The following is a 22,034-nucleotide window of genomic DNA, read 5'->3' on the forward strand; positions in this document are numbered from 1 at the left end:
CCGGCGTCTTGAATTCCTTCCCTGTTAATGGGTAGCCGTGGTGCGAATCCGAGGATAAAACGTACAATCAATAGCGGAAGCGTGCGCGGCGCTTCCCAATTGAAGTGCTTTTCCTGCGCCGGCTCCCCAACGGCGCACCGTTGACAGGATGCGTATGTCTCAGCTCCGCCCCCGCCGCTTCCCATTAAGTGTCGCCCCGTTCTGTGCAGCGGCGCTGCTGGGCGGCCTGCTGTTTCCCACCGCGGCGTCCGCCGCCGATGACCCTCTTCCCGCAACCGCCGAAGAGCCGCACGCCGCTGCCGAAAAACCGGGCCCGGGAAACACCGAACCACTCCCGGTAGCTCCCGATGCCGGACTCGACCGGGACGATGTACCGGCGTCGGGCAGGTATGTGGTCAAGTTCAAGGAGAAGGCGGGGCGCAGTTCCGCCGGCCGCAGCCGCGCCTACGGGAAGACGGCCAGAGATTTGGGCATCTCCGTCAAGGAAGTGCGGACCACCGCGACTGGGGCGCAGGTGATCGAGACGGCCGCGACGTTGGATTCAACCGCAAGTCAGGATCTTGTGGCCGGACTGGAAGCCAACCCGGATGTTGCCTACGTCGAGCCGGACCCGCTGCTGCAACCGGCAGCGGCGGCACCGAACGACCCGCTGTACAAACTGCAGTGGAACTTCTGGGAAGAGCGGGCCGGCCTGCGCTTGCCCGGCGCCTGGGATGCCGGCCGGGGCGAAGGCGCGGTTGTCGCCGTCGTCGATACCGGCATTACCAACCACAGCGACCTGAATGCCAATGTACTGCCGGGCTACGACATGATCTCCGATCCCACCATGTCCCGCGACGGCAACGGCCGCGACCCCGACGCACGTGACGCGGGGGATTGGTACGGCGCCTACGAATGCGGGTCCTATACCGGCGGCACAGGGTCGTCCTGGCACGGCACCCACGTGGCCGGGATCGTGGCCGCGGTGACCGGCAACGGCAAGGGCGTAGCCGGCGTGGCTCCCGGCGCAAAGGTCCTGCCGGTCCGGGCGCTGGGCGCCTGCGGTGGCTACATGTCCGACATTGCCGACGGCATCATCTGGGCAGCCGGTGGCACCGTGCCGGGTGTGCCGGCGAACCCGAACCCGGCGGATGTGGTCAACATGTCCCTGGGCGGCAGCGGAACCTGCTCCTCTACGTCCCAGGCCGCAATCGACTACGCCTACAACGCGGGGACGGCCGTCGTGGTCGCCGCCGGCAACGAGAACCGGGACGCCCTGAACGCCACCCCGGCGAACTGCGAGCATGTCATCACCGTGGCTGCCAGCGGACGCGAGGGGAACCGCGCCGAGTACTCGAACTTTGGTTCGGTGGTGGACGTGACGGCGCCGGGCGGGGACATGAGCACCGCCACCAGCAGCGGCATCGCCTCCACGCTCAACGACGGCGCCACGACGCCGGGCGCGGAATCGTACTACTACTCGCAGGGCACCTCGATGGCGGCGCCGCATGTGGCCGGGGTGGCTGCGCTGATGATCGCCGGTTCCGGTGGCACCATGACGCCCGACGCGGTGGAGCAGCGGCTCAAGGACAGCGCACGGCCGATGCCCGGTACCTGTACGCAGGGCTGCGGCGCTGGACTGGTCGACGCTGCCGCGGCAGTGGGCTCCGCCCCCTCGTCGACTCCGGAGCCTCCCGTGGTCGAGGTGGTCCCGAAGGAAGCGGTGTTCACCGACAAGGACGGAACCGCGGCCGATACCTACACGGTTCCGTCGGTCGAGGGGGTCAGCTACCGGGCCAACGGCGAGCCGGTAGCCGCCGGCACCCACCCGGGGTCGGGCACGGTGGTGGTTACCGCGACTGCGCAGCCGGGGTACACGCTGAAGGAAGGCTCGACCACGGAATGGTCCCATTCCTTCAGCGCGTCCGCCATCAAGGTAGACGCAGCCGCACCCGCACTGGCCGGCTCAACCGTGACGCCGGAATCGCTGAACCTCGCGGACGGTACAAACACGGTTACCGTGAAAGCGCAGGTGACCGACGCAACCGGCGCGGTGCCGCCGTCGGTCCAACTGGAGCACCCGGTGACGGCTGAAACCGTAGGTTTCGGCGAGATGAAATTCGTCTCCGGCGACGTCAAAAACGGGACCTGGGAACGGGTCATGACCCTTCCCGAAAGTGCCCCGACCGGTACCTGGAACGTGACGCTGTTCCCGCTCAGGGACACGCTGGGCAACTCGTCCGGGGACTTCCGGAACCTGGGCAGCGTAGAGGTCGCGGCGGACGCCACGCCGGAGGCCAGCCCCTCGATTACTTCCCAGGGCGACATCGTGGCCTTCGATTCGCACGGGCAGCTCTGGAACTACGGGCACAGCGGCACCGGATCCACCCGGGTCATGATCGGCGCGTCCGGCTGGACAACCATGGACGAGATCCACACCGTGGACTGGAACGCCGACGGCTACATCGACATCATCGCGCAGTCCAAGTCCGGCAGGCTCTACTACTACCAGGCCAAGCGCGACGGCGGCTTCACCCGCCACACCATCGGCAGCAGCGGCTGGGCATCCTACGACTTGACCGTCACCAAGTGGCGGACCGGTGACAAGTACCCGGTGGTGATCGCCAAGAACAGCTCCACCGGAAAGCTCTACGTGTACCCCAACGACTCCGGCACCTGGCTTTCCCCGCGGTACGTGCTGGGCAGCAGCGGCTGGAGCGACTACACACTGACGGCGATGGACTGGGACCGGGACGGGCACAAGGACGTCGTCGCCAAAACCCCCGCAGGGCAGCTCAAGCTCTACCGTGGCAACGGCTCCGGGACGTTCATCAGCGAGACCCGCCGGATCGTGGGCAGCTCCGGCTGGAACAAGATGAGCAACATCGTCACCTCCAACGGCTACGCGGGGGAGGGAACCTCCGGGCTGATTGCCAGAGGCAGCGACGGCAAGCTCTGGTACTACCAAGCGAACAAGAGCAGTTGGGCCGAACGGGAGCTCATCGGCACCGGCTGGTCGAGCTATACCGTGGCGGGCCAATAGAACGACGGCGGCGCTCCACGACACGGAACGCTAACGTTTAATCCCGCATCTTTGGCGCCGGTATGAGGATGCTGTAGTTTTATTGTCAGCAGTGAAGGAAAAATGTTGGTGCAGTTTCCTTCATCTGCCAGCGCAGTTGGGGCGTTGGGGAACGATACTTCCTTGTTGGGGATAGGTATTCCCTTGCCGTGCCCTTGTGCGTTTAAGTACTGGGAGGCTCTCAGTTCTGTTACTGCCGGGCACGTGCTTCACTTGATCCCCCGAAATCGGGTCAGCGCGTGCCCGGCTCAGCAGAATGTTGTGCTCCCCTTGGGAAGATGCAATAGACAGTTGGGGAACTGCATGAATATACGACGTTTGCGGCGCAAGTGGCGCCGGATGAAACCCGAAGCTCAGCGCGGCATTGCGAACGCAACCGTAGCGGTCCTGGGCGTGATGGTCCTCGCCGCCGGGGTTTACTCCATAACCTTGTAGCTGGAGGCCCGCGTCCTGTTCTTCAGCACGCGGTTGGGTCCCCAAGGGGCAAGGACGAGCCGGCTATCCGCCACGACAAGCCGTCCCACTGCATGGTGTACTGGATTTTCCAATCCGAGCAAGTCTGTCCGTGGGGACCGTCGGCCGCATCCTGAATGGTCCGCAAGTCGACGTCAGCCAGCAAAGTGTCCTCTTCGCCGCTGACCGCCAAGACTGTCAGGTCAGTCCAGTAAGAGGAACTGAGACCGCTGCTCCACGCCTCCACACCGCCGAACTCTGCCTGCATTTCCGGAGTGAAAACCTCATAGGCGGCATCATAGGCACCGCGGTTGATGCCCTGTCCGTGGACGAGGAGACTCTGCGCGATATTGGTCGCCTGGTCATGGTCTGAGAGAACCGTGGACGCGATGTCCCCGAAGCCCGGAGCCGGAGCTGCGCCGCAGTCGGCCGGAGGAACTGGAGTTGCCCGGGCCTGCCATTCTTCTGCTGCCGCTGCGGCCCGTGGTGCAGTGACCGCAAAGGCCGTACCTTCGGCCCGTGTGCCAGCAGAATCCGAGAACTGCCTGATTGCGCTAACCACACCGGCGACGCGGCCGTCGACAGTCAGCAGGGGACCTCCGCTGTTGCCGGGATTGATGGCAGCATCGGTTTGGATCATATTCGAAATGGGACCAGCGCCGAGATCTATCTCGCGATCAAGGCCGCTGACGGATCCCTTAGTAAGGGTCAGCGCCGCGTTGAGCGGGAACCCAAGGGCAGCCACATCTGTACCCAGGGCCGGTTCGGTCTCGTTGAAACTGAAGTGGTAGCCCTGCACATCGCTGTTGGTGCGGACCAGGGCCAGCTCCGCGGCTTCGTTGATACCGAGAACCTGTGCCCCGACCAGTTGCTCGTCGAGAGCGACGTTGATTGCTGTTGCTCCTTCGACAACATGGGCAGCCGTGACCACCAGATCCTCGTCAATGAGGAAGCCTGAACCGGTAAAGTCGCCCTCGCATGTGGTGGTGCTGATTCGAGCCACACCGGAACTTACTTTTTTCACTATTTCCGGCCAGCTCTGCGTTTGCTCGGGAGTCGAAGCGGCTGTAGAGGCAGGAGCCGCGGCCGTGGAAGGAGGAGCAGCTGTTGTTGGTAGAGAAGCAGGCGGTGCCTGCGGAGCCTCCACCGTCTGGGTCACCGTGACGGGAGCAGGTGCCGGTTCACTTTGCTGTGCCGGTGCACACGCGGCAGACAGCGTGACAAGCAGGACGCCCACTGTAGTCCCGCCTGCGCATGCACAAACTTTTTTGAAGGTCATCGCGCACTCCTTCATTGTTGGACACCAACGTCCACACCCGGGATAGGTACTTGTACTTGCGCAATTTCACCGCTCGGGAAACGTAGCTCATACGGCGTTATTTCGCCGTTAGGGAAGCGTTATTCGCTTCAGGGAGTATTGCTCGAACCGGCGGCAATAAGCCCGCCGCCCGCCGTCGTACTCTGACTGTTTTTCCTGCTCAAGGGCAAGGTCCAGTGTGGGATAGGTTCTGGCGGGAGGTCGGGGACCGTGCCTAGGATGTGAGGACAAACAGCCCAACGCCGGGCAGGTGAGGTGGTTCCTATGGCACTGAATCGTGGGTATGGGGTGGTGGCGGGGGTCAAAGAGGACTACTTCCGGGATCCGCCGAACGACTACGGGCAGTACTTCCACGGGAACCTGCGGCTGCGCACGCCCGCGGGTGTCTACCACTGTGCGATCGACGTCGACAGCAAGGCCGTTCCGAACGGCGTGCAGTGGCGGATCATCGAGCTGCGGCCCTCGATGCTCAAGGGCGTGGACAAACTCGGCGACGGTTGGCATCCGCTAGAGTCCACGGCGGATTCCGGTGCGCTGGACTTCATCCGCAACCGGGACCTGAGCTGGCGGCACCACCTGGGTTGTGTTCCGGGACTGCTGGCCGCGGTGTTCCGGGTGCATTTCCCCGTGCCGTGGAAGTCGGGCGTGAGCACCGAGGCGCTCGCCGACCTTGAGCCGCTCCTTGAGGTCGCGCAGCGGATCTGGGTCTTCGGCGAACCGTTCGAAGACGGACTTGGCGTGCACAACATCCACCAGAACCAGGGCGACCCGCTCGATTCGCAATGGTCGGCGGAAAACGGCATCTGGCAGGACGGTGCCACCCTGGTGCAGCGGCAGGACGGCTCGTTTGTGCTGTTCTGCAACAAGTTCGTCACCCAGTCGGTCCGGACGGACGAGAACGGCAAGCCGCGGAAATAGCGAACCCCATTGAGTGGTCCTTGCAGCGGGGTTAGTGTCGGAAGCAGGATCCATTACATCCGAGACCGCAATCAAGATCGGGCAGGGCACAGTTGCGCGCCTGCCCGAGGCAAGGAGGCTGGCGTGGCTGAACGCCGGATTGAAAGGAGCCTGCGATGGGCTCCATAGTGATATTTGCTCCGTCGCCGGTGCTGACCGTGACCGTGGAGGATCTGGAAGGGACCGCGGACATCCACCTCCATGCCGGAGGCCAGGGCGTGTGGCAGGCTCGGATGCTCACCGCACTGGGCGCTTCGGTCACGATGTGTGGTGTGTTTTCCGGGGAGACCGGGCGCATAGTGCGCCATCTGATCGCCGACGAAGGCGTCCATGTGCTCTCGGTGGAGGGTCAGGGCAACGGCGGCGCGTACATCCACGACCGGCGGGACGGTGGAAGGAAAGTAGTCGCCGAATCCCCGGGCGACAAGCTCTCCCGGCACGAGCTCGACGAGTTGTACGGCCTAACGATCAAGGCAGGAATGGACGCCGGAACGGTGATCCTCAGCGGCGCTGCCCGGGAAGACGCGGTGCCGGCCGACGTGTACCGGCGGTTGGCCGCGGACCTCCGTACCGCGGGCTGCAGGGTCATTACCGACCTGGCGGGGGAACGGCTGACTGCTTCGCTGGCCGGAGGGCTGGCCGTGGTCAAGATCGCCGACGACGAACTCGTGGAGTCCGGCCGCGCGGCCAGTTCCAGCCCCGCCGACATCGTCGAGGCGATGCGCAAGCTAAACGAAGAGGGAGCGGAAACAGTGATTGTCACCCGCGCCCATCTGCCGTCCCTGCTGCTGGACGAGGGCGAGGTCAGCGAGATACACATGCCGGAGATGCAGAGCGTGGACACCAGCGGGGCCGGCGATTCGCTGACCGCCGGCGTCGCCGCGACCCTGTCCGACGGCGGCTCCATGCATGAAGCCGTGGTGCTGGGAACCGCAGCAGGTGCGCTGAACGTGACCAGGCACGGCCTGGGCACCGGCGAGGCGGCCGCGATCCATAAGCTGAGCAGCCTGGTAAAGGTGGTTCCCTTCGAGGGCGAGGCTGAAGCAGACCAGTCGCAGCAAATTAGTCCGGACGAGCTCGCGCAGAAGATACGGAAACAATGAACAAGCCGAAAATGGTCCTGATTACGAACGACGACGGCATCGACTCTCCGGGTCTGCATGCCTTGGCTGCCGGTGCCGTGGAGGCCGGGCTCAACGTCACGGTTGCCGCACCGGTGGTGGAAGCCAGCGGCAGCAGCGCCTCCATCACCGCCCGGGAGGACGAGGGCCGCATCCGCATCGAGGAGCGGAAGTTGGAAGGCCTCGACGGTGTTCCGGCGTTCGCGGTCCACGGCGCGCCGGGCTTCATCGCCATGATTGCTACCCATGGCGCCTTTGGCGACCCGCCCGACGTCGTACTTTCCGGGGTGAACCGCGGTGCGAACGTCGGACGTGTGATCCTGCACTCCGGCACGGTAGGCGCAGCGCTGACCGCGGGCATCAACGGCGGCCACGGGATGGCGGTGTCGCTGGACACCGGTATGCATCCTGCGCATCTGTACTGGGACAACGCCGCTCGGCTGGCGACGGGACTGCTGCCGTTCCTGCTGGAGCAGGAGGCCGGCACCGTGCTGAACCTCAATGTGCCCAACACGGACTCGCCTGAACTGCCCGAATATCGGACGGCGACACTGGCCGAATTCGGTGTTGTCCAAACCACCATGGCCGAACGCGGACAGCAACATCTTCGTCTGGCCATTGCGGACAGCAAGGAGGAAGCGCCGCCGGAGAGCGACTTCGCGCTGCTGGCCGCCGGCTTCGCCACCGTGACCAGCATCCAGCCGGTGACCGAAAGCAAGCTGCCCGATCTGGAGCGGAGTCTGCCGCGCACGTAACCCGAAGGAGAAAGCCTAGCCGAACAACGCGTTGGGGAATCCGCTTTGCAGACGGGACGGGATTCCTATGTGACTGTTCGCGGACGGGGCGTGAGCCGGGCTGCGAGGCCAGAGAGCAGGATGTTGAGTCCTTCATCGAGTTCGGCGGCACCGTCGTAGTCGGCCAGGGCAGATGCCAGGGCGCGCAGGTGCGGGAATTGCTTTGCGGGTAAGCGGTGCAGGCCGAGACGGAGCAGGGCTTCGTTTTCTTCGGGGTCCACGATGAATTCCTGCAGTTCGTTGAGAATGTGGCCGTACAGGAAGCCGTAGTAGGCCCGGTAGACGTGCAGGGAGTCCTCGGCACCGAATCCGGCCTCGGCCAGCAGTGACAGGATCTGCTCCAGCGGGCGGAGTGTGCCCAGGGGGCGTAATCCCAGCGGAGTGGAAAGGGGACGCGTTACCAGCAGGGGCACGACGTTGGGGTGCCGGAGCGCTAGTAACCGCAGGTCATGGGCGATCCGACGCAGCTGCCCCTGCCAGTCCTGGTCGTCCGGGACGATGGCGAGTTCGTTCAGGACCAGTTCCGTTACGCCATCCAGCAGTGCTGCACGGTTGTCGGCGTAGCGGTACAGGCTCATCGGGTCCCTGCCCAGTTCCTGCCCTAGCCGGCGCATCGTCAGGGCTTCCAGGCCTTCGGCATCCACGAGTTCGAGTGCGGCCGAAAGCACCGCCTCGCGGGTCAGCTTCGACCTGCCGCGGGGGACGTGGTCCTGCCGGGAGTCGTTCGAGGGGGGCATGGTTTCCATCCTGATCGGAGCGCAGCGGAAGGTAGGTGCTTGTCAGTCCACCGCACTTGCATTACCCGTAGTCTACGCCTAAAGTCTACGGTGTAGGGCGTCGCTTCGGCTTCGTCCCATCGGCGGCCACCCCAGTCAGGGACGGCGGCTGCTTCGGTGCTTGGTGCACGGCTCCGAAGTCATTTGCTGCTGTAGCGAAACGGCGGCACCAAGGCACCCTGAGGAAAAGAGCCACCATGGCACATTCCCACTTCGACCGATTCCTGCAGGAAGCGACCGCCCCTGACCTTGAATCGGACCGCACACTTGCCCCCGGTCCTCTGTACGGTCTGTACGTCAGCTGGTGCGAAGTCACACGGACTCCGCGCCGGACGGAGAAAACCTTTCGGGCTGCCATGAGGAGCCGCGTCGGTGCCGGGCCCAACGGCCTGTGCATGAAAGGTCCGGCCGCGGCTGATTACTTCCTGGCCAGCTATCCACGACTGACCTGAACCCGGTTCACGGCACCGGCCCGCCGGGATCCCGGCGCGGCAAATCCGGCACTGGTAGTAAATGACGTGGTTCTGCCGACTTGGCGTTCATCCCACACCGGGACTGCGGTCAGCGTCCAAGGCCACTGACTTGAGGGAAATCTGATATTGGGCATGATTGAAAGAGGGCACCTGCTCAGCGGGCGTTACCGGATCGAGGAGCTCGTCGGCCGCGGGGGTCAATCCAGCGTATACCGCGCGGTCGATCAACTGCTGGAGCGGGACGTGGCGGTCAAGGTATTCCATAGAAGCCGGCACGGCGACGCCGAGCAGGCCCGCCGGCAGGAATCCGAAGTGCGGATCCTGGCCGGGATGAGCCACCATGCGCTCGTCACATTGTTCGATACGGGTGTAGACCCCACGAACGCATCCGTCTCCTATCTGGTCATGGAGCTTGTGCGCGGCCCCGATCTTCGCCGGCGCCGCGCACAGGCACCGGTCTCTGCTGCGCATGTGGCGCTGATTGGCCATGATCTTGCTGACGGCCTTGCCTATATCCACCATCACGGAATTGTCCACCGGGACGTCAAACCGGCCAACGTTCTCCTGGTTGACTACAACCACCAAGATCCGAGGCCGCGTGCCAAGCTAAGTGATTTCGGCGTCGCCATGATCCTGGGAGACGACGGGTTCGACGATGGGGATACTTCCGGAACGCCGCACTACCTGAGTCCTGAGCAGGCTGTGGGGGAACCTGTGGGCCCGTCCTGCGACGTGTACTCACTCGGACTGGTCCTGCTCGAAGCGCTGACCGGCGAGGTGGCCTTTCCGGGTGCCCCGATCCAGTCGGCACTGGCCCGGCTGCTGCATCCTCCGCAGGTCCCGGCCGGCCTCGCGCCCCGATGGGCCGAACTGCTGACCTCAATGCTCTCTCGCGACCCCTCCTCCAGGCCGTCCGCCCTGGAGGTCTCCCTGGCGCTACGGCAGGAAATTTCCCGGGGCGCCGGGAGGCGCAGGGTTGAGTCCTCTCCGTGGGATGATGAGGAGTCCAGGATGCAGGCGGTGCACCGGTACCGGATCCTGGACACGCTTCCCGACGGCATGTTCGACCGGGTGGCAATGATCGCGGCACGGGTATTCTCCGTGCCTGTCGCGATTGTGAGCATAGTGGACCATGACCGCATCTGGTTCAAAACGCATCACGGCACGGAGGTCGAACAAATCGGCAGGGATCCGGGCCTGTGTGCCTCAGCTATTCTTCAAGATGGCCCGTGGATCATCCCAGACGCAACCGCTGATCCAAGGACCCTAACCAATCCCCTGGTAGCAGGGGAATTCGGGCTGCAATTCTATGCCGGTGTCCCGTTGCGCACACCCGACGGCTACAACCTCGGAACCCTCTGCGTGATCGACCGTGAACCGCGGGAATTCAGCGACGAGGACGCCCGGACACTGGCCGACCTGGCCGCAATTGTGATGAATGATCTGGAGTTGCGGCTGCAGACAAGGCAGAGCATTGCCGCGCGCCAACCGGTACCAGTCATGGCCTAGCCGTGCCCAGCGGGCATACAGTTTTTTCGATAGAGGGGTCCGGCATGGCTCCCGACTCAAGTACTTGGAGGCGGTCATGGATTTGGCGCGGACTTTTGAATCGATCGTCATCATTTTCAATCCCAACAGCACCGGTGACGCGCCCAAACTGGCGGAGCAGCTTCGCGACCGGTTGGGTGAACTGCTGACCTACACACCGGAAATCGAGCTGCAGCCCACCGGGCATGCCGGGCACGCCGTCACGTTGGCACACGACGCCGCCGCCGGAGGAGGGAATGTCCTGATCGTGTCCGTCAGCGGCGACGGCGGGTACAACGAAGTCGTCAACGGTGTCATGCGGGCCGGCAACCCCAACGCGGTGTGTGCTGTCATGGCCGCCGGAAACGCCAACGACCACCGCAGGACCACGGGCACCATGCCGCTGGCAGAAGCCATCGCCCAAGGTCGGGTACGCCGTATCGACCTGCTGCGGATCCACACTGGCCGGGGACCGGATACCCCTGCCGAATACGCGCACTCCTACATCGGGTTCGGCCTGACTCCGGTGATGGCAATCGATCTGGAGAAGGGCAGCAAAGGGGCCCTCAAGGAAATGGTCTCCGTGGTGCGCACGTTCTCAAAGTTCCAGCCCTTCGAAATACGCCAAACGGACCGCAAGCGCCGGAAGTTCGACAGCATCGTCTTCGCCAACATTGCCGAAATGGCGAAGTATGCCACGCTCAGCGAGGCCGACGACAAGCTCTCGGACGGAAAATTCGAGGTAGTCATCTTCCCGCACATGCCCAAGTGGCGGGTCCTGCTGACGGCACTGCGCGCCACCACCCAAGGCCTCGGAAACCAGCCCAGCGTGAGCAGTTACGAGTTCACCACGCTGAAGCCCCTGCCGTACCAGATCGACGGTGAAGTGAAGTCCGTTGACGCCGGAACTTTCGTCAAGGTCGAGTGCGTACCGTCCGCCCTGCCCATTCTCGGGTGAGCGCATTGCAGGAACGGAAAGATCAAGGCGCCGACCGCTGGCCACGGACTGAACCCGACGCGGCGGCACCTTCGCAGGGCTCACGAAAGGTAGACCCAATGCAGCGCACTACCCAGAAAGGCAGGGCGGCCTTGGCCGGAGTTGCGCGGACCCACGGAACCCGCGTGGGCGCGCACGATGAGCTCAGGGCAAGGATCGTGACCACAGGTTCCTTGGATGCCCACGTGTACTCCCTGGCCGGGCCGCAGACGACGTCGGTTGCCACGGTCTTTGTGCTGCTGCATGGTATCGGTATGTCCCACCGCTACTACCGCAGACTGCAGCAGGTCCTGGCGGGATACGGAGATGTCCATTCCTTCGACCTGCCGGGATTCGGCGCAGCCGCCAAACCGGACCGGCAGATTTCCGTGGCCGAGTATGCCGCGGTCATCGCCGGCACGCTCGACGAGCTGGGCACCGGACCCGTCGTGGTGGTTGGGCATTCCATGGGCACGCAGTTCGCCACCGAACTTGCCCTTTTGCGCCCTGACTTAGTCTCGCACGCGGTGCTGATCGGCCCCGTTGTCGATTCAGCACGCCGGAATGTCCTGATCCAGGCCCTTCTGCTGGGAGCTGACTCGCTCACGGAGAGCCTGGCGGGCAACGCCATAGTGTTTACCGACTACGTGCGCTCCGGCATACGCTGGTATCTGACCGAACTGCCGGTAATGATGTCTTACGATCTGGAAAAGAGAGTGAGCCATATCGCCCAGCCCGTACTGGTAGTCCGGGGCTCACGCGACCCGGTAGCGTCCCGGTCCTGGTGCCAAAACCTGACCGCCATCGCCGCGCGCGGACGCTTCCTGGAAATACCGGGCAAACCGCACATCGTCCACTACGGTGCGGCCGCCAGGACAGCAGCCGCCATACTGGCCTTCACCCTAGCGTAGATCCGGACCGAAGCCTTAGAGCGAAGCCTCAACTTGGTCCGAACGGGTGAGCGCACGCTGCAGCAGCCGGATCTTCACGCCTTGACTACCCGACGGAACCCCAGACTGAGCCGGGTACAACAGCGTCCCGGTGGCGATTGAGGACGAGTCCGCGCTTGCAGCGATGCCCCTGGTCGTCGCGCAGGGCGGCGTTCGGCTCAATCCTCGAAGGAGGTTTGCACCGGTCCTTGGCCGATGGCGGACACGATTCCTGCTGCAACCTGGCGGAGCTTGACGTTCCGGCTGCTGGAGGCGTTCTTCAGGATACTGAACGCCTCGTCCTGGCTGCAGCGGTTCTGGCCCATGATGATCCCGACGGCGAGATCGATAGTGGTCCGCGAGTCCATGGCCCGCTTCAGATGGTCAGCAGTTTCCGACCTGTGGGCAAGACGCAGAGCCAGCTGCAGCGCCCGCGACGCCTGGGCGGCATAGCCTTCGGCGATCCGCACGGCGTCCGCCCCGAAGGTGTCCGGTTCCCGCGCATAGAAGTTCAACGCGGCACCGCCGCTTTCACCCAGGATCAGCGGCACTCCCATCATGGAGTAGAAGCCGAATTCGGCAACGGCAGCGAAGTAGTCCGGCCACCGGTTATCCGTGCGCACATCGGATATGACCGTTGTGTGTTCGGTGGCAATGGCGTGCAGGCAAGGCCCGCTGCCAAAACCGTATTGAACTTCGTCCAGCAGCTTGGCCTGGGCACTGCTGCTGGCTACCGTGAGGGCTCGCTTGTTACGCTTCAAAGTCACTCCGCAGTGCACCTCGACGGCCCCGCCAAGAATGTCGGAGGAAAAGACGGCCAGGTCCTCAAGGAAGTCGTCAACATCCTCGTTGCTGAGGATCAGATCCTGGAGTTGTTCCGCCACAGGAGTCTCCGCGTAATTCTCTTGCATCCGACAAGTCTAAAGTGCCCTGGGCATAAAAGACCGCCCGTGTTCCACGCGCTGTCCGCAGGAGTGCGCCCCATGGATGTCCACCGGCGCTCGTGTGGTAGCCGTGGACGGGTGGTTTGGGATGCGCGTAGCGTTGTATCCATGAGCGAGATCCGTGTTAACGGGGTGTCCCTCTACTACGAGGAACATGGCGACGGCGTTCCGATCCTGTGCATCCACGGCACCGGCAGCTCGGCGAAGGTCTGGGGCGCGGCGGTGGACGAACTTGCCAAACGTGGACGGACGATCATCTACGACCGGCGCGGCTGCACCCGCAGCGAGCGGCCGGAACCGTACACGATGACCTCGGTGGGCGAACATACAGAGGACGCCGCGGCGCTGCTGCAGGCACTCAAGGCGACCCCCGCCGTCGTTATTGGACGCAGTTACGGCGGTGAGATCGCCGTTGATCTTGTGCAACGCTACCCGGGCCTGGTCAGGGCCCTTGTCCTGCTGGAGCCGGCCATCGTGACCATGACGGCGGAGGCCCATGCGTGGGAAGGCGCCTTGGAGGCGAACGTCGCCGCGGCCGCGGCAACCGGGGGACCGGAGGCCGGGGCGGACTGCTTCTACCGCGAGATCCTCGGCGACGACGGCTGGGCGCAGCTACCGGGGACCTGGCGGCGCATGGTGCTCGATAACGCTCCTGCCATCCTGGCCGAGCTGAAGGGCGGGTCTTCAAGGCCGGACCAGGAGCAGTTGGCCCACGTGCGAAAGCCGGTGTTGCTTGTTTCCGGTGCCGCGTCGCCGCCGGTCTTCCGTGCCGTCGACAGTGTGCTGGCGGACCTGATCCCCGGGTCGCGGCACGAAGTCGTGGAGGGCGGCCACCTCATCGATCCGGCATCGACCGAGGTGCTGGCGTTTCTCGACGGGCAGCTGGCGGGAGGCAGCGGGCGTTAGCCTAGGGTTGCGTGAGCTCAGGCTGCGGTAGTTTGTCTCAGGGGCTCAACGCCAGGAGAAACGGGCGATATCGGCGGCTCCGATCAGTCCCGCCTTCGGTCCCAGCGCGGCCAGCTCGATGGGCGCTGCTGGGCGGAAACCACGGCCGGTGAGGTTGCGTCCGAACGCGCGGCGGGTCGGTTCCAGCAGCAGCTCGCCGGCTTCGGAAAGTCCGCCACCGATTACAAACATCCCGGGGTCCAAGGCAGCCGCAAGGTTTGCCAAGCCCAGGCCGAGCCACTCGCCGATGTCCTCGATCAACTGGATGCTGGCCGGATCCCCGTCCCGGGCCAGGGAAGTGACGACGGCGCCCGTGATGTCCTCTGCCCGGCCATCCACCGCGCGGAGCCACTCCTGGGCGACCGGGGAATTGGCGCGGGCAAGTTCGCGTGCTTCGCGCCCGAGGGCGTTGCCGGAGGCATATTGTTCCCAGCAGCCTCGGTTCCCGCACTCACAGCGGTGGCCGTGGGGGACGATGACCTGGTGGCCGAATTCGCCGGCCACACCCCAGTTTCCCCGCTCGAGCCGGCCATCGATGACGATGGAACCGCCGATGCCGGTTCCCAGCGTGATGCAGACCAGCCGGCTCTGCCCGCTGCCCGCGCCGAAGCGGCATTCCGCCCACGCCGCGGCATCGGCGTCGTTGGCCAGCGAGACCCTGCGGTGGAGGAGCTTTTCAAGATTGGTTCGCACCGGCTCGTTGCGCCAGGCCAGGTGCGGGCTGAACAGGACAGTGCTGCCGCTGCGGTCCATCCACCCGGCCGCGCCGATGCCGACCGACAGGATGCGGTGCTCGGCGGACAGGGAGCGGACGAGGGAGACGATGACCTGCTCCACCTCGCGGGGATCGTGCCCAGGGGTGGCGCGCACTTCTTCGGCGAGGATCCGCCCGTCCGCGTCGACCACGCCGGCGGCGACTTTGGTGCCCCCGATGTCGATCCCGATGGACAGGCCCCGGCGGGTCAGTCTGCTGGGCAGCCGGAGCTGGGGGCGTGCACGCGGAACGCGGCCACTGCGCAGGGCCGCGGGGGGAACTCTTGGAGTGCGCGGGCGGCCAGGGTCGTCAACTCTCATCTGTTTCATACTAGAGGCACTTCTGCTGCTGACGGTGATACTAGCTCCGATGGCGGACCTCGCAGACCGGGCTGGGGAGCGGCGTTTCCTGCCTTCCGCCGCAGCCGGCTCCCACATCTACTGAGGCAAGTTTTACGGCTCATGTAAGTATGTCAGTACAAATGTTTGACAGGACATTTGCCGTCGTGCAAAGTAGTTGGTGTGGTTCGGCTCACAGCCGGCCGCCAGGCGGCCGTGAAGGGCCCCCCGAAACAGAAAGGCCGAGGATCTAAGTGGCTCACGATTTGCTTACTATGGGACGGATCAGCGTCGACATTTATCCGAATGAGATCGGGGTCGGGCTGGCAGACGTCAGTTCGTTCGGCAAGTACCTGGGCGGATCCCCGTCCAATGTTGCCGTGGCCGCCGCGCGGCACGGCCGCCGCAGCGCCATCATCACCCGTACCGGCGAGGACCCGTTCGGCGAGTACCTGCACCGCGAACTGCGCAAGTTCGGTGTGGATGACAGCTTCATCACCGCAGTTCCGGGTCTGCAAACCCCGGCAACGTTCTGCGCCATCATGCCGCCGGAAGACTTCCCCCTCTACTTCTACGGCCGTTTCCCCACCGCCCCGGACCTGCAGATAGCAGCCGACGAACTGAACCTCGATGCCATCCGTGCAGCCGGCATCTTCTGGTCCACCGTTACCGGCCTGTGCCAGGAACCCAGCCGCTCCGCCCATCTGGCCGCCCATGAGGCGAGGCAACGCGAGAACCTGCAGGCCGGTCAATACACGGTCCTGGACCTGGACTACCGTCCGATGTTCTGGGCCTCCGAGGAGGAGGCCCGCGAGCAGGTATCCAAGATCCTGCCGCATGTTACCGTGGCCATCGGCAACGACAAGGAATGCGCCGTCGCCGTGGGTGAAGGCACCCCCGACGAGCAGGCGGACCGGCTGCTTGAGGCCGGCGTCGAGATCGCCGTGGTCAAGCTTGGACCCGAGGGCGTGATGGCCAAGACCCGCACCGAACGCGTGGTCTCGGCCCCAGTGCCCGTGGAAACGGTCAACGGCCTCGGCGCGGGCGATGCCTTCGGCGGCGCCTTCTGCCACGGCCTGCTGTCGGGCTGGCCGCTCGGGCTGGTCCTGGACTACGCCAACGCCTCCGGCGCGCTGGTGGCCTCGCGCCTATCCTGCGCCGATGCCATGCCTACTCCTCATGAGGTCAATTCCCTGCTGGCGGAGCGCGGACGCAACGTCCCGGCACCTGTGGAGGCAGTCCGATGAGCGGGTTTGACGACAACCCTCGCCGCTACGAACATCTCTCGCGTATCCGGCTCGAAGATCCCGACGCCGTGGCCCGTGCGGCCGCCGCGCGCCGGCCGCATCCGGGGCTCAAGCTGGGCGAACAGAACTTCATCGTGGCTGCGGACCATCCCGCCCGCGGCGCCCTCGCCGTCGGTGATAATCCCACAGCGATGGCGGACCGGCGCGACCTGCTGGACCGGATGCAGGAAGCACTGGCTAACCCGGCCGTGGACGGCGTGTTGGCCAGTCCGGACATCATGGACGACCTGCTGCTGCTCGGTGCACTGGACGGCAAGCTGCTGTTCGGGTCGATGAACCGCGGCGGCCTGGCCGGCTATGTCAACGAGATGGACGACCGCTTCACCGGTCACACCGCCGCTGCGCTGGAGGCCCTCGGCGCCAATGGCGGCAAGATGCTCACCCGCATCTGCCTGGGCGACCCGGCCACCGTCGCCACGCTTGAATCAACGGCCAAGGTGATCGACAGCCTGGCCGAGCGCCGGCTGGTCGCCATGGTGGAGCCGTTCATCTCCGTCTGGGACAACGGGCGGATCCGCAACGACCTGAGCACGGATGCCGTAATCAAGTCCATCGCGATTGCCTCCGGCTTGGGGTCCACGAGCGCCTACACCTGGATGAAGCTGCCCGTGGTCCAGGACATGGAACGCGTGATGGCAGCCACTACTATGCCCACCGTCCTGCTGGGCGGGGACCCGACCGGCACGCCGGAGGAAATCTATTCAAGCTGGGGAGCTGCACTGCGGTTGCCCGGCGTCCAGGGCCTGACCGTTGGCCGGACCTTGTTGTATCCGAAGGAGGGCAGCGTGAAGGAAGCAGTCGCTACCGCCGCGACCCTGCTGAACACCCGTACCGGACAGGAGATCGCCAGCTGATGGCTACCCGCAGAATGACCGTGGCCCAGGCGGTTGTAGAGTTCCTGGGCAAGCAGTACACCGTGGATAACGTCGGGGGAGCGGAGCACCGCGAACGGCTGATCCCGGGCATGTTCGGCATCTTCGGCCACGGCAACGTTGCCGGCGTGGGCCAGGCGCTGAAGCAGTGGCAGGTCCAGGACCCGTCACTCATGCCGTACTACCAGGGCCGCAACGAGCAGGCCCAGGTGCACCAGTCCGTGGGCTACGCCCGGCACATGCGCCGCCGCGCCACCTTCGCGATCTCCAGCTCCATCGGCCCCGGTTCGTCGAACCTGCTGACCGGCGCCGCGCTGGCCACCACCAACCGGCTGCCCGTGCTGCTGCTGCCCTCGGACACGTTCGCCACCCGTGCGGCGGATCCGGTGCTGCAGCAGTTGGAGCGCCCGGACGCCTATGACATCACGGTCAACGATGCCTTCCGCCCGCTGTCCAAGTATTTCGACCGCGTGACCCGCCCGGAACAGCTGTTTTCCGCCTTCCACCACGGGCTCCGCGTGCTGACGGACCCGGCCGAGACCGGTACCGTCACCATCTCCCTGCCGCAGGACGTGCAGGCCGAAGTGCTGGACGTGCCCGAGGAATTCCTCGCCGAGCGCGAGTGGCGGATCCGCCGCCCCGAGCCGGAAGAGGATGACATCCGCCGGGCGGCCCAGATGATCCGCGCGGCCAAGCGCCCGCTGATCATCGCCGGCGGTGGCGTGCTGTACTCCTTCGCCAACGAGCAGCTCGCCGAGCTGGCCGAGCTGACCGGCATCCCCGTCGCCTACACCCAAGCCGGTGTGGGCGTGCTGCCCTGGGACGCGCCGTACTGCCTCGGCGCAGTGGGTTCCACCGGTACGACGGCGGCCAACGCCGTCGCCCGCGAAGCGGATTTGATCATCGGGATCGGGACCCGCTACGAGGACTTCACCACCGCGTCGCGCACGGCGTTCCAGAACCCGGACGTGCAGTTCGTCAACATCAACGTGGCCCCGATCGACGCGTACAAGCAGGGCGCCAGCCTGCCGATCGTCGCCGATGCCCGCAAGAGCCTGGTCAAGCTGGTGGAAAGCCTCTCGGGCTACCGCGTGGCCGGGGACCTCGAGCAGCAGGTGGCGGCCGAGAAGGACCGGTGGAACAAGACCGTGGACGAGGCCTTCGACACCCGGCACACCCCGCTGCCGAGCCAGAACGAGATCATCGGCGCCGTCAACCGCACCATGGACGCCCGCGATGTGGTCATCTGCGCGGCCGGCTCGCTGCCCGGCGACCTGCACAAGATGTGGCGCGTGCGGGACCCGTTCGGCTACCACGTGGAATACGCGTACTCCTGCATGGGCTACGAGATTCCCGGCGGCCTCGGCGTGAAACGTGCCGCCATCGACGAGGCAGGCCGCGCCGCGGAGGGTTCTGCCGGCGCCCAGGCGCGCGACGTCGTCGTAATGGTCGGTGACGGTTCCTACCTGATGATGCACACCGAGCTGGTCACGGCAGTGGCCGAGGGGATCAAGCTCATCACGGTGCTCATCCAGAACCACGGGTACGCGTCCATCGGCGCGCTGTCCGAATCGCTCGGCTCCCAGCGCTTCGGCACCAAATACCGCACGCTGGACAAGAAGCACCACACGTTCGACGACGGCGAGAAGCTGCCGATCGACCTGGCCACCAACGCGGAATCGCTGGGTGTGCGGGTGATCCGGGTGGAGCCGGGCGAGAACGTCATTGCGGACCTGGAGGCGGCGGTGGCCAAGGCCAAGGCCGAGCCGGAAGGATCCGGTCCCGTGCTGATCCACGTCGAATCCGATCCGCTGATCGACGCGCCGGATTCCGAGTCCTGGTGGGATGTGCCGGTGGCCTCGGTCTCCGAGCTGGACTCTACGCAGAACGCCTACAAGACCTACGCGGACCACAAGGCCCGGCAGAAGCCGCTGATCGGCTGATCCCCAGACGACGCACGAAACTTTCCACCTGCAACACCAAGGAGAACAACATGAGCACCACGATCACGCACTTCATCAACGGAGCGGAGACCGCCGGCGAGGGCGACCGCACCCAGTCCGTCTACAACCCGGCCACCGGCGAGACCACGGGCGAACTTCGCCTGGCCAACCGTGCCGACATCGAGGCCGTGGTCGCCGCGGCGAAGGCAGCCTCCGAAATCTGGGCTGAAACCTCGCTGACCAAGCGCACTGCCGTGCTGTTCAAGTTCCGCGAACTGCTGGCCGCCAACGTGCAGGAACTGGCCAAGATTGTCACCAGCGAGCACGGCAAGGTTGTCTCCGACGCCGCCGGTGAAGTGGGCCGCGGCCTTGAGGTTGTCGAATATGCCTGCGGCGCTTCGCAGTCGCTGAAGGGCGAGTACTCGGACCAGGTCGCCGGCGGGATCGACGTCTTCTCCTTCCGCCAGCCGCTCGGCGTCGTCGCCGGCATTACCCCGTTCAACTTCCCCGTCATGGTGCCGCTGTGGATGGCTCCTGTCGCGATCGTTACCGGCAACGCGTTCATCCTCAAGCCCTCCGAGCGCGACCCCTCCGCCAGCCTGTTCATGGCGCGGCTGTGGAAGGAAGCCGGACTGCCCGACGGCGTCTTCAACGTGCTGCAGGGCGATAAGGAAGCCGTTGACGGCCTGCTGACCCACCCGGACGTGGACGGCATCTCCTTTGTCGGGTCCACCCCCATCGCCAAGTACGTTCACGAGACCGCCACCAAGCACGGCAAGCGCGTCCAGGCCCTGGGCGGCGCCAAGAACCACGCCGTGGTCATGCCGGATGCCGACATGGACCTCGCCGCGGACCACATCAACGCAGCGGCCTTCGGCTCCGCCGGACAGCGCTGCATGGCCATCTCCGTAGCCGTCGCCGTGGGCGACGCGGCCGAGTCCCTGGTGGCCAAGCTGAAGGAACGCGCCGAGGCCATCAAGGTTGCCAACGGCATGGAGCCGGACGCGGACATGGGCCCGGTCATCACCCCGCATTCCAAGGCCCGCCTGCAGAAGATCGTCGGCGAGGCCCAGGAAGACGGCGCCGCCTTGGTCGTGGACGGCCGCGACCTGATGGTCAAGGACCACGAGAACGGCTTCTTTGTCGGCCCGACCGTCATTGACCACGTCCGCCGCGAGATGACCGCCTACCGGGAGGAAATCTTCGGACCGGTCCTCGCAGTGGTGCGCGTGGCCAACATCGAGGAGGCCCTCGAGGTCATCAACTCCAACCCGTACGGCAACGGCACGGCCATTTTCACCGCTTCCGGCGCCTACGCCCGCGCCTTCACCCGCGGCGTCACGGTCGGCATGGTCGGCGTGAACGTTCCGCTTCCGGTGCCGGTTGCCTGGCACTCCTTCGGCGGCTGGAAGGACTCGCTGTTCGGCGACCACCACATCTACGGACCCGACGGCGTGCGCTTCTACACCCGCGGCAAGGTTGTCACCCAGCGCTGGCCCGAGCCGAAGCAGGCCTCCAACGCCTCCTTCGCGTTCCCGTCCCACTGACGCGCGCTCCGGCCCGCAGACTGACCCGCCAACTACAAGGCTGAAAGGACTGATCAATGTCCGAGGTTGAGAACAAGCTGATCATCGGCACGGCCCCCGACTCCTGGGGCGTCTGGTTTCCAAATGATCCCAAGCAGACCCCGTGGGAGCGCTTCCTGGACGAGGTAGCCGAGTCCGGCTACAAGTGGATCGAGCTGGGCCCCTACGGCTACCTGCCCACCGACCCGTCCCGCCTGGCGGACGAGCTGAAGGCGCGCGACCTCAAGGTCTCCGCCGGCACCGTTTTCACCGCTTTCCACCGCGGCGTGGACCAGTGGGATATCGCGTGGGAGCCGGCCCGCAAGGTCGCGGAACTGACCGCGGCCATGGGCGGCGAACACATTGTGGTCATCCCCGCCATGTGGCGCGACGACGTCACCGGCGAGGCGGTGGAGAACGGCGAGCTGACGGTGGAGCAATGGGACGACCTGTTCAACGGCCACAACCGTCTGGGCAAGGTGCTCTCCGAGGAGTACGGGCTGCAGCAGCAGTTCCACTCCCATGCCGACTCGCACGTCTGCGTGCAGCCGGACATCGAGCGCTTCCTGCAGAACACGGACCCGCAGTTGGTCACGCTCTGCCTGGACACCGGCCACGCCGAGTACGGCGGCGCCAGCAGCGTGGACCTGATCGAGAAGTACCCGGAGCGGATCGGCTACCTGCATCTGAAGCAGATTGATCCGGAGGTGCTGAAGACCGTCCGCGAGCAGAACATGACATGGGCCGCCGCGAACCTGGCCGGCGTCATGACGGAACCGCCGAACGGCCTGCCGGACCTGTCCAAGGTGATCGACGCCGTCGAAAAGCTGGACAAGCCCATTTTCGGCATCGTCGAACAGGATATGTACCCGGTGGCGGACTTCGGTGTGCCGATGCCCATCGCCAAGCGCACCTGCAGTTACCTGCTCTCCTGCGGCTCCCGGACCCGCGTCCAGTAACCAGTCCCGCAACGCACGCAAC

At 65.3% G+C, this 22,034-nt stretch carries 17 protein-coding genes; 13 read left to right on the forward strand and 4 right to left on the reverse strand.

The window, feature by feature from the left end:
- Window positions 1-154 precede the first annotated feature (154 nt).
- Complete coding sequence (locus J5251_RS11710; protein WP_208574087.1) at window positions 155-3,022, forward strand: S8 family serine peptidase; 2,868 nt, start codon at window positions 155-157, stop codon at window positions 3,020-3,022.
- Between the two features lie 496 nt (window positions 3,023-3,518).
- Here the strand turns inward: J5251_RS11710 and J5251_RS11715 are convergent, their stop codons facing one another.
- Window positions 3,519-4,517 (reverse strand): S1C family serine protease, encoded by a 999-nt coding sequence (locus J5251_RS11715; protein WP_208574088.1) that lies wholly within the window; start codon window positions 4,515-4,517, stop codon window positions 3,519-3,521.
- 579 nt (window positions 4,518-5,096) lie between these two features.
- Here J5251_RS11715 and J5251_RS11720 point away from each other — a divergent pair.
- The 3 genes from J5251_RS11720 (at window position 5,097) to surE (ending at window position 7,665) form a co-directional block, all read left to right on the forward strand.
- Window positions 5,097-5,750 (forward strand): DUF2278 family protein, encoded by a 654-nt coding sequence (locus tag J5251_RS11720; protein ID WP_208574089.1) that lies wholly within the window; start codon window positions 5,097-5,099, stop codon window positions 5,748-5,750.
- 155 nt (window positions 5,751-5,905) lie between these two features.
- The gene (locus J5251_RS11725; protein ID WP_208574090.1) at window positions 5,906-6,892 is read left to right on the forward strand and encodes a 1-phosphofructokinase family hexose kinase; all 987 of its coding nucleotides are present in this window, start codon (window positions 5,906-5,908) and stop codon (window positions 6,890-6,892) included.
- Window positions 6,889-7,665, forward strand: coding sequence for a 5'/3'-nucleotidase SurE (surE, locus tag J5251_RS11730; protein ID WP_208574091.1), 777 nt, complete (start codon window positions 6,889-6,891; stop codon window positions 7,663-7,665). Before J5251_RS11725 ends, surE begins: the two co-directional genes overlap by 4 nt.
- A gap of 65 nt (window positions 7,666-7,730) precedes the next feature.
- Here the strand turns inward: surE and J5251_RS11735 are convergent, their stop codons facing one another.
- Window positions 7,731-8,441, reverse strand: a complete 711-nt coding sequence (locus J5251_RS11735; RefSeq protein ID WP_208574092.1) for a TetR/AcrR family transcriptional regulator C-terminal domain-containing protein — start codon at window positions 8,439-8,441, stop codon at window positions 7,731-7,733.
- A gap of 644 nt (window positions 8,442-9,085) precedes the next feature.
- Here J5251_RS11735 and J5251_RS11740 point away from each other — a divergent pair.
- From J5251_RS11740 to J5251_RS11750, 3 genes are all read left to right on the forward strand, one after another.
- Complete coding sequence (locus tag J5251_RS11740; RefSeq protein WP_208574093.1) at window positions 9,086-10,462, forward strand: protein kinase domain-containing protein; 1,377 nt, start codon at window positions 9,086-9,088, stop codon at window positions 10,460-10,462.
- A gap of 76 nt (window positions 10,463-10,538) precedes the next feature.
- Window positions 10,539-11,438, forward strand: coding sequence for a diacylglycerol/lipid kinase family protein (locus tag J5251_RS11745; RefSeq protein ID WP_208574094.1), 900 nt, complete (start codon window positions 10,539-10,541; stop codon window positions 11,436-11,438).
- 98 nt (window positions 11,439-11,536) lie between these two features.
- Window positions 11,537-12,367, forward strand: coding sequence for an alpha/beta fold hydrolase (locus tag J5251_RS11750; protein WP_208574095.1), 831 nt, complete (start codon window positions 11,537-11,539; stop codon window positions 12,365-12,367).
- A 197-nt stretch (window positions 12,368-12,564) separates the two neighbouring features.
- Here J5251_RS11750 and J5251_RS11755 read toward each other — a convergent pair whose 3' ends face one another.
- On the reverse strand, window positions 12,565-13,296 hold the full coding sequence (locus J5251_RS11755; protein WP_208574096.1) for a GAF and ANTAR domain-containing protein: 732 nt from the start codon (window positions 13,294-13,296) through the stop codon (window positions 12,565-12,567).
- A 141-nt stretch (window positions 13,297-13,437) separates the two neighbouring features.
- Between J5251_RS11755 and J5251_RS11760 the strand changes: the two genes are divergently transcribed.
- Window positions 13,438-14,235, forward strand: a complete 798-nt coding sequence (locus J5251_RS11760) for an alpha/beta fold hydrolase (RefSeq protein ID WP_208574097.1) — start codon at window positions 13,438-13,440, stop codon at window positions 14,233-14,235.
- A 45-nt stretch (window positions 14,236-14,280) separates the two neighbouring features.
- Here J5251_RS11760 and J5251_RS11765 read toward each other — a convergent pair whose 3' ends face one another.
- Window positions 14,281-15,348, reverse strand: coding sequence for an ROK family glucokinase (locus J5251_RS11765; protein ID WP_139005893.1), 1,068 nt, complete (start codon window positions 15,346-15,348; stop codon window positions 14,281-14,283).
- 272 nt (window positions 15,349-15,620) lie between these two features.
- Between J5251_RS11765 and iolC the strand changes: the two genes are divergently transcribed.
- The 5 genes from iolC to J5251_RS11790 are packed head-to-tail and all read left to right on the forward strand — an operon-like array spanning window position 15,621 to window position 22,012.
- Complete coding sequence (gene iolC / locus J5251_RS11770; RefSeq protein ID WP_208574098.1) at window positions 15,621-16,613, forward strand: 5-dehydro-2-deoxygluconokinase; 993 nt, start codon at window positions 15,621-15,623, stop codon at window positions 16,611-16,613.
- Window positions 16,610-17,527, forward strand: coding sequence for a Cgl0159 family (beta/alpha)8-fold protein (locus J5251_RS11775; RefSeq protein WP_208574099.1), 918 nt, complete (start codon window positions 16,610-16,612; stop codon window positions 17,525-17,527). The genes iolC and J5251_RS11775 overlap by 4 nt, the downstream gene beginning before the upstream one ends.
- 14 nt (window positions 17,528-17,541) lie before the next feature.
- Entirely contained in the window at window positions 17,542-19,488 is a 1,947-nt protein-coding gene (gene iolD / locus J5251_RS11780; RefSeq protein WP_208576148.1) for a 3D-(3,5/4)-trihydroxycyclohexane-1,2-dione acylhydrolase (decyclizing), read from the forward strand.
- A gap of 50 nt (window positions 19,489-19,538) precedes the next feature.
- Window positions 19,539-21,035: a CoA-acylating methylmalonate-semialdehyde dehydrogenase gene (locus tag J5251_RS11785; protein WP_208574100.1), complete on the forward strand. Its 1,497-nt coding sequence runs from the start codon at window positions 19,539-19,541 to the stop codon at window positions 21,033-21,035.
- A gap of 56 nt (window positions 21,036-21,091) precedes the next feature.
- Complete coding sequence (locus tag J5251_RS11790; RefSeq protein ID WP_208574101.1) at window positions 21,092-22,012, forward strand: sugar phosphate isomerase/epimerase family protein; 921 nt, start codon at window positions 21,092-21,094, stop codon at window positions 22,010-22,012.
- Window positions 22,013-22,034: the final 22 nt, after the last annotated feature.

Source organism: Arthrobacter crystallopoietes (genome assembly GCF_017603825.1).
GTDB classification, from domain to species: Bacteria; Actinomycetota; Actinomycetes; order Actinomycetales; family Micrococcaceae; genus Crystallibacter; species Crystallibacter crystallopoietes_B.

Excerpts from the sequence above, each read along its gene's own strand:
- J5251_RS11710 (WP_208574087.1), top strand. The coding sequence starts at position 155 with ATGTCTCAGCTCCGCCCCCGCCGCTTCCCATTAAGTGTCGCCCCGTTC.
- J5251_RS11720 (WP_208574089.1), top strand. The coding sequence starts at position 5,097 with ATGGCACTGAATCGTGGGTATGGGGTGGTGGCGGGGGTCAAAGAGGAC.
- J5251_RS11725 (WP_208574090.1), top strand. The coding sequence starts at position 5,906 with ATGGGCTCCATAGTGATATTTGCTCCGTCGCCGGTGCTGACCGTGACC.
- surE (WP_208574091.1), top strand. The coding sequence starts at position 6,889 with ATGAACAAGCCGAAAATGGTCCTGATTACGAACGACGACGGCATCGAC.
- J5251_RS11735 (WP_208574092.1), bottom strand. The coding sequence starts at position 8,441 with ATGCCCCCCTCGAACGACTCCCGGCAGGACCACGTCCCCCGCGGCAGG.
- J5251_RS11740 (WP_208574093.1), top strand. The coding sequence starts at position 9,086 with ATGATTGAAAGAGGGCACCTGCTCAGCGGGCGTTACCGGATCGAGGAG.
- J5251_RS11745 (WP_208574094.1), top strand. The coding sequence starts at position 10,539 with ATGGATTTGGCGCGGACTTTTGAATCGATCGTCATCATTTTCAATCCC.
- J5251_RS11750 (WP_208574095.1), top strand. The coding sequence starts at position 11,537 with ATGCAGCGCACTACCCAGAAAGGCAGGGCGGCCTTGGCCGGAGTTGCG.
- J5251_RS11755 (WP_208574096.1), bottom strand. The coding sequence starts at position 13,296 with ATGCAAGAGAATTACGCGGAGACTCCTGTGGCGGAACAACTCCAGGAT.
- J5251_RS11760 (WP_208574097.1), top strand. The coding sequence starts at position 13,438 with ATGAGCGAGATCCGTGTTAACGGGGTGTCCCTCTACTACGAGGAACAT.
- J5251_RS11765 (WP_139005893.1), bottom strand. The coding sequence starts at position 15,348 with ATGAGAGTTGACGACCCTGGCCGCCCGCGCACTCCAAGAGTTCCCCCC.
- J5251_RS11775 (WP_208574099.1), top strand. The coding sequence starts at position 16,610 with ATGAGCGGGTTTGACGACAACCCTCGCCGCTACGAACATCTCTCGCGT.
- iolD (WP_208576148.1), top strand. The coding sequence starts at position 17,542 with ATGACCGTGGCCCAGGCGGTTGTAGAGTTCCTGGGCAAGCAGTACACC.
- J5251_RS11785 (WP_208574100.1), top strand. The coding sequence starts at position 19,539 with ATGAGCACCACGATCACGCACTTCATCAACGGAGCGGAGACCGCCGGC.
- J5251_RS11790 (WP_208574101.1), top strand. The coding sequence starts at position 21,092 with ATGTCCGAGGTTGAGAACAAGCTGATCATCGGCACGGCCCCCGACTCC.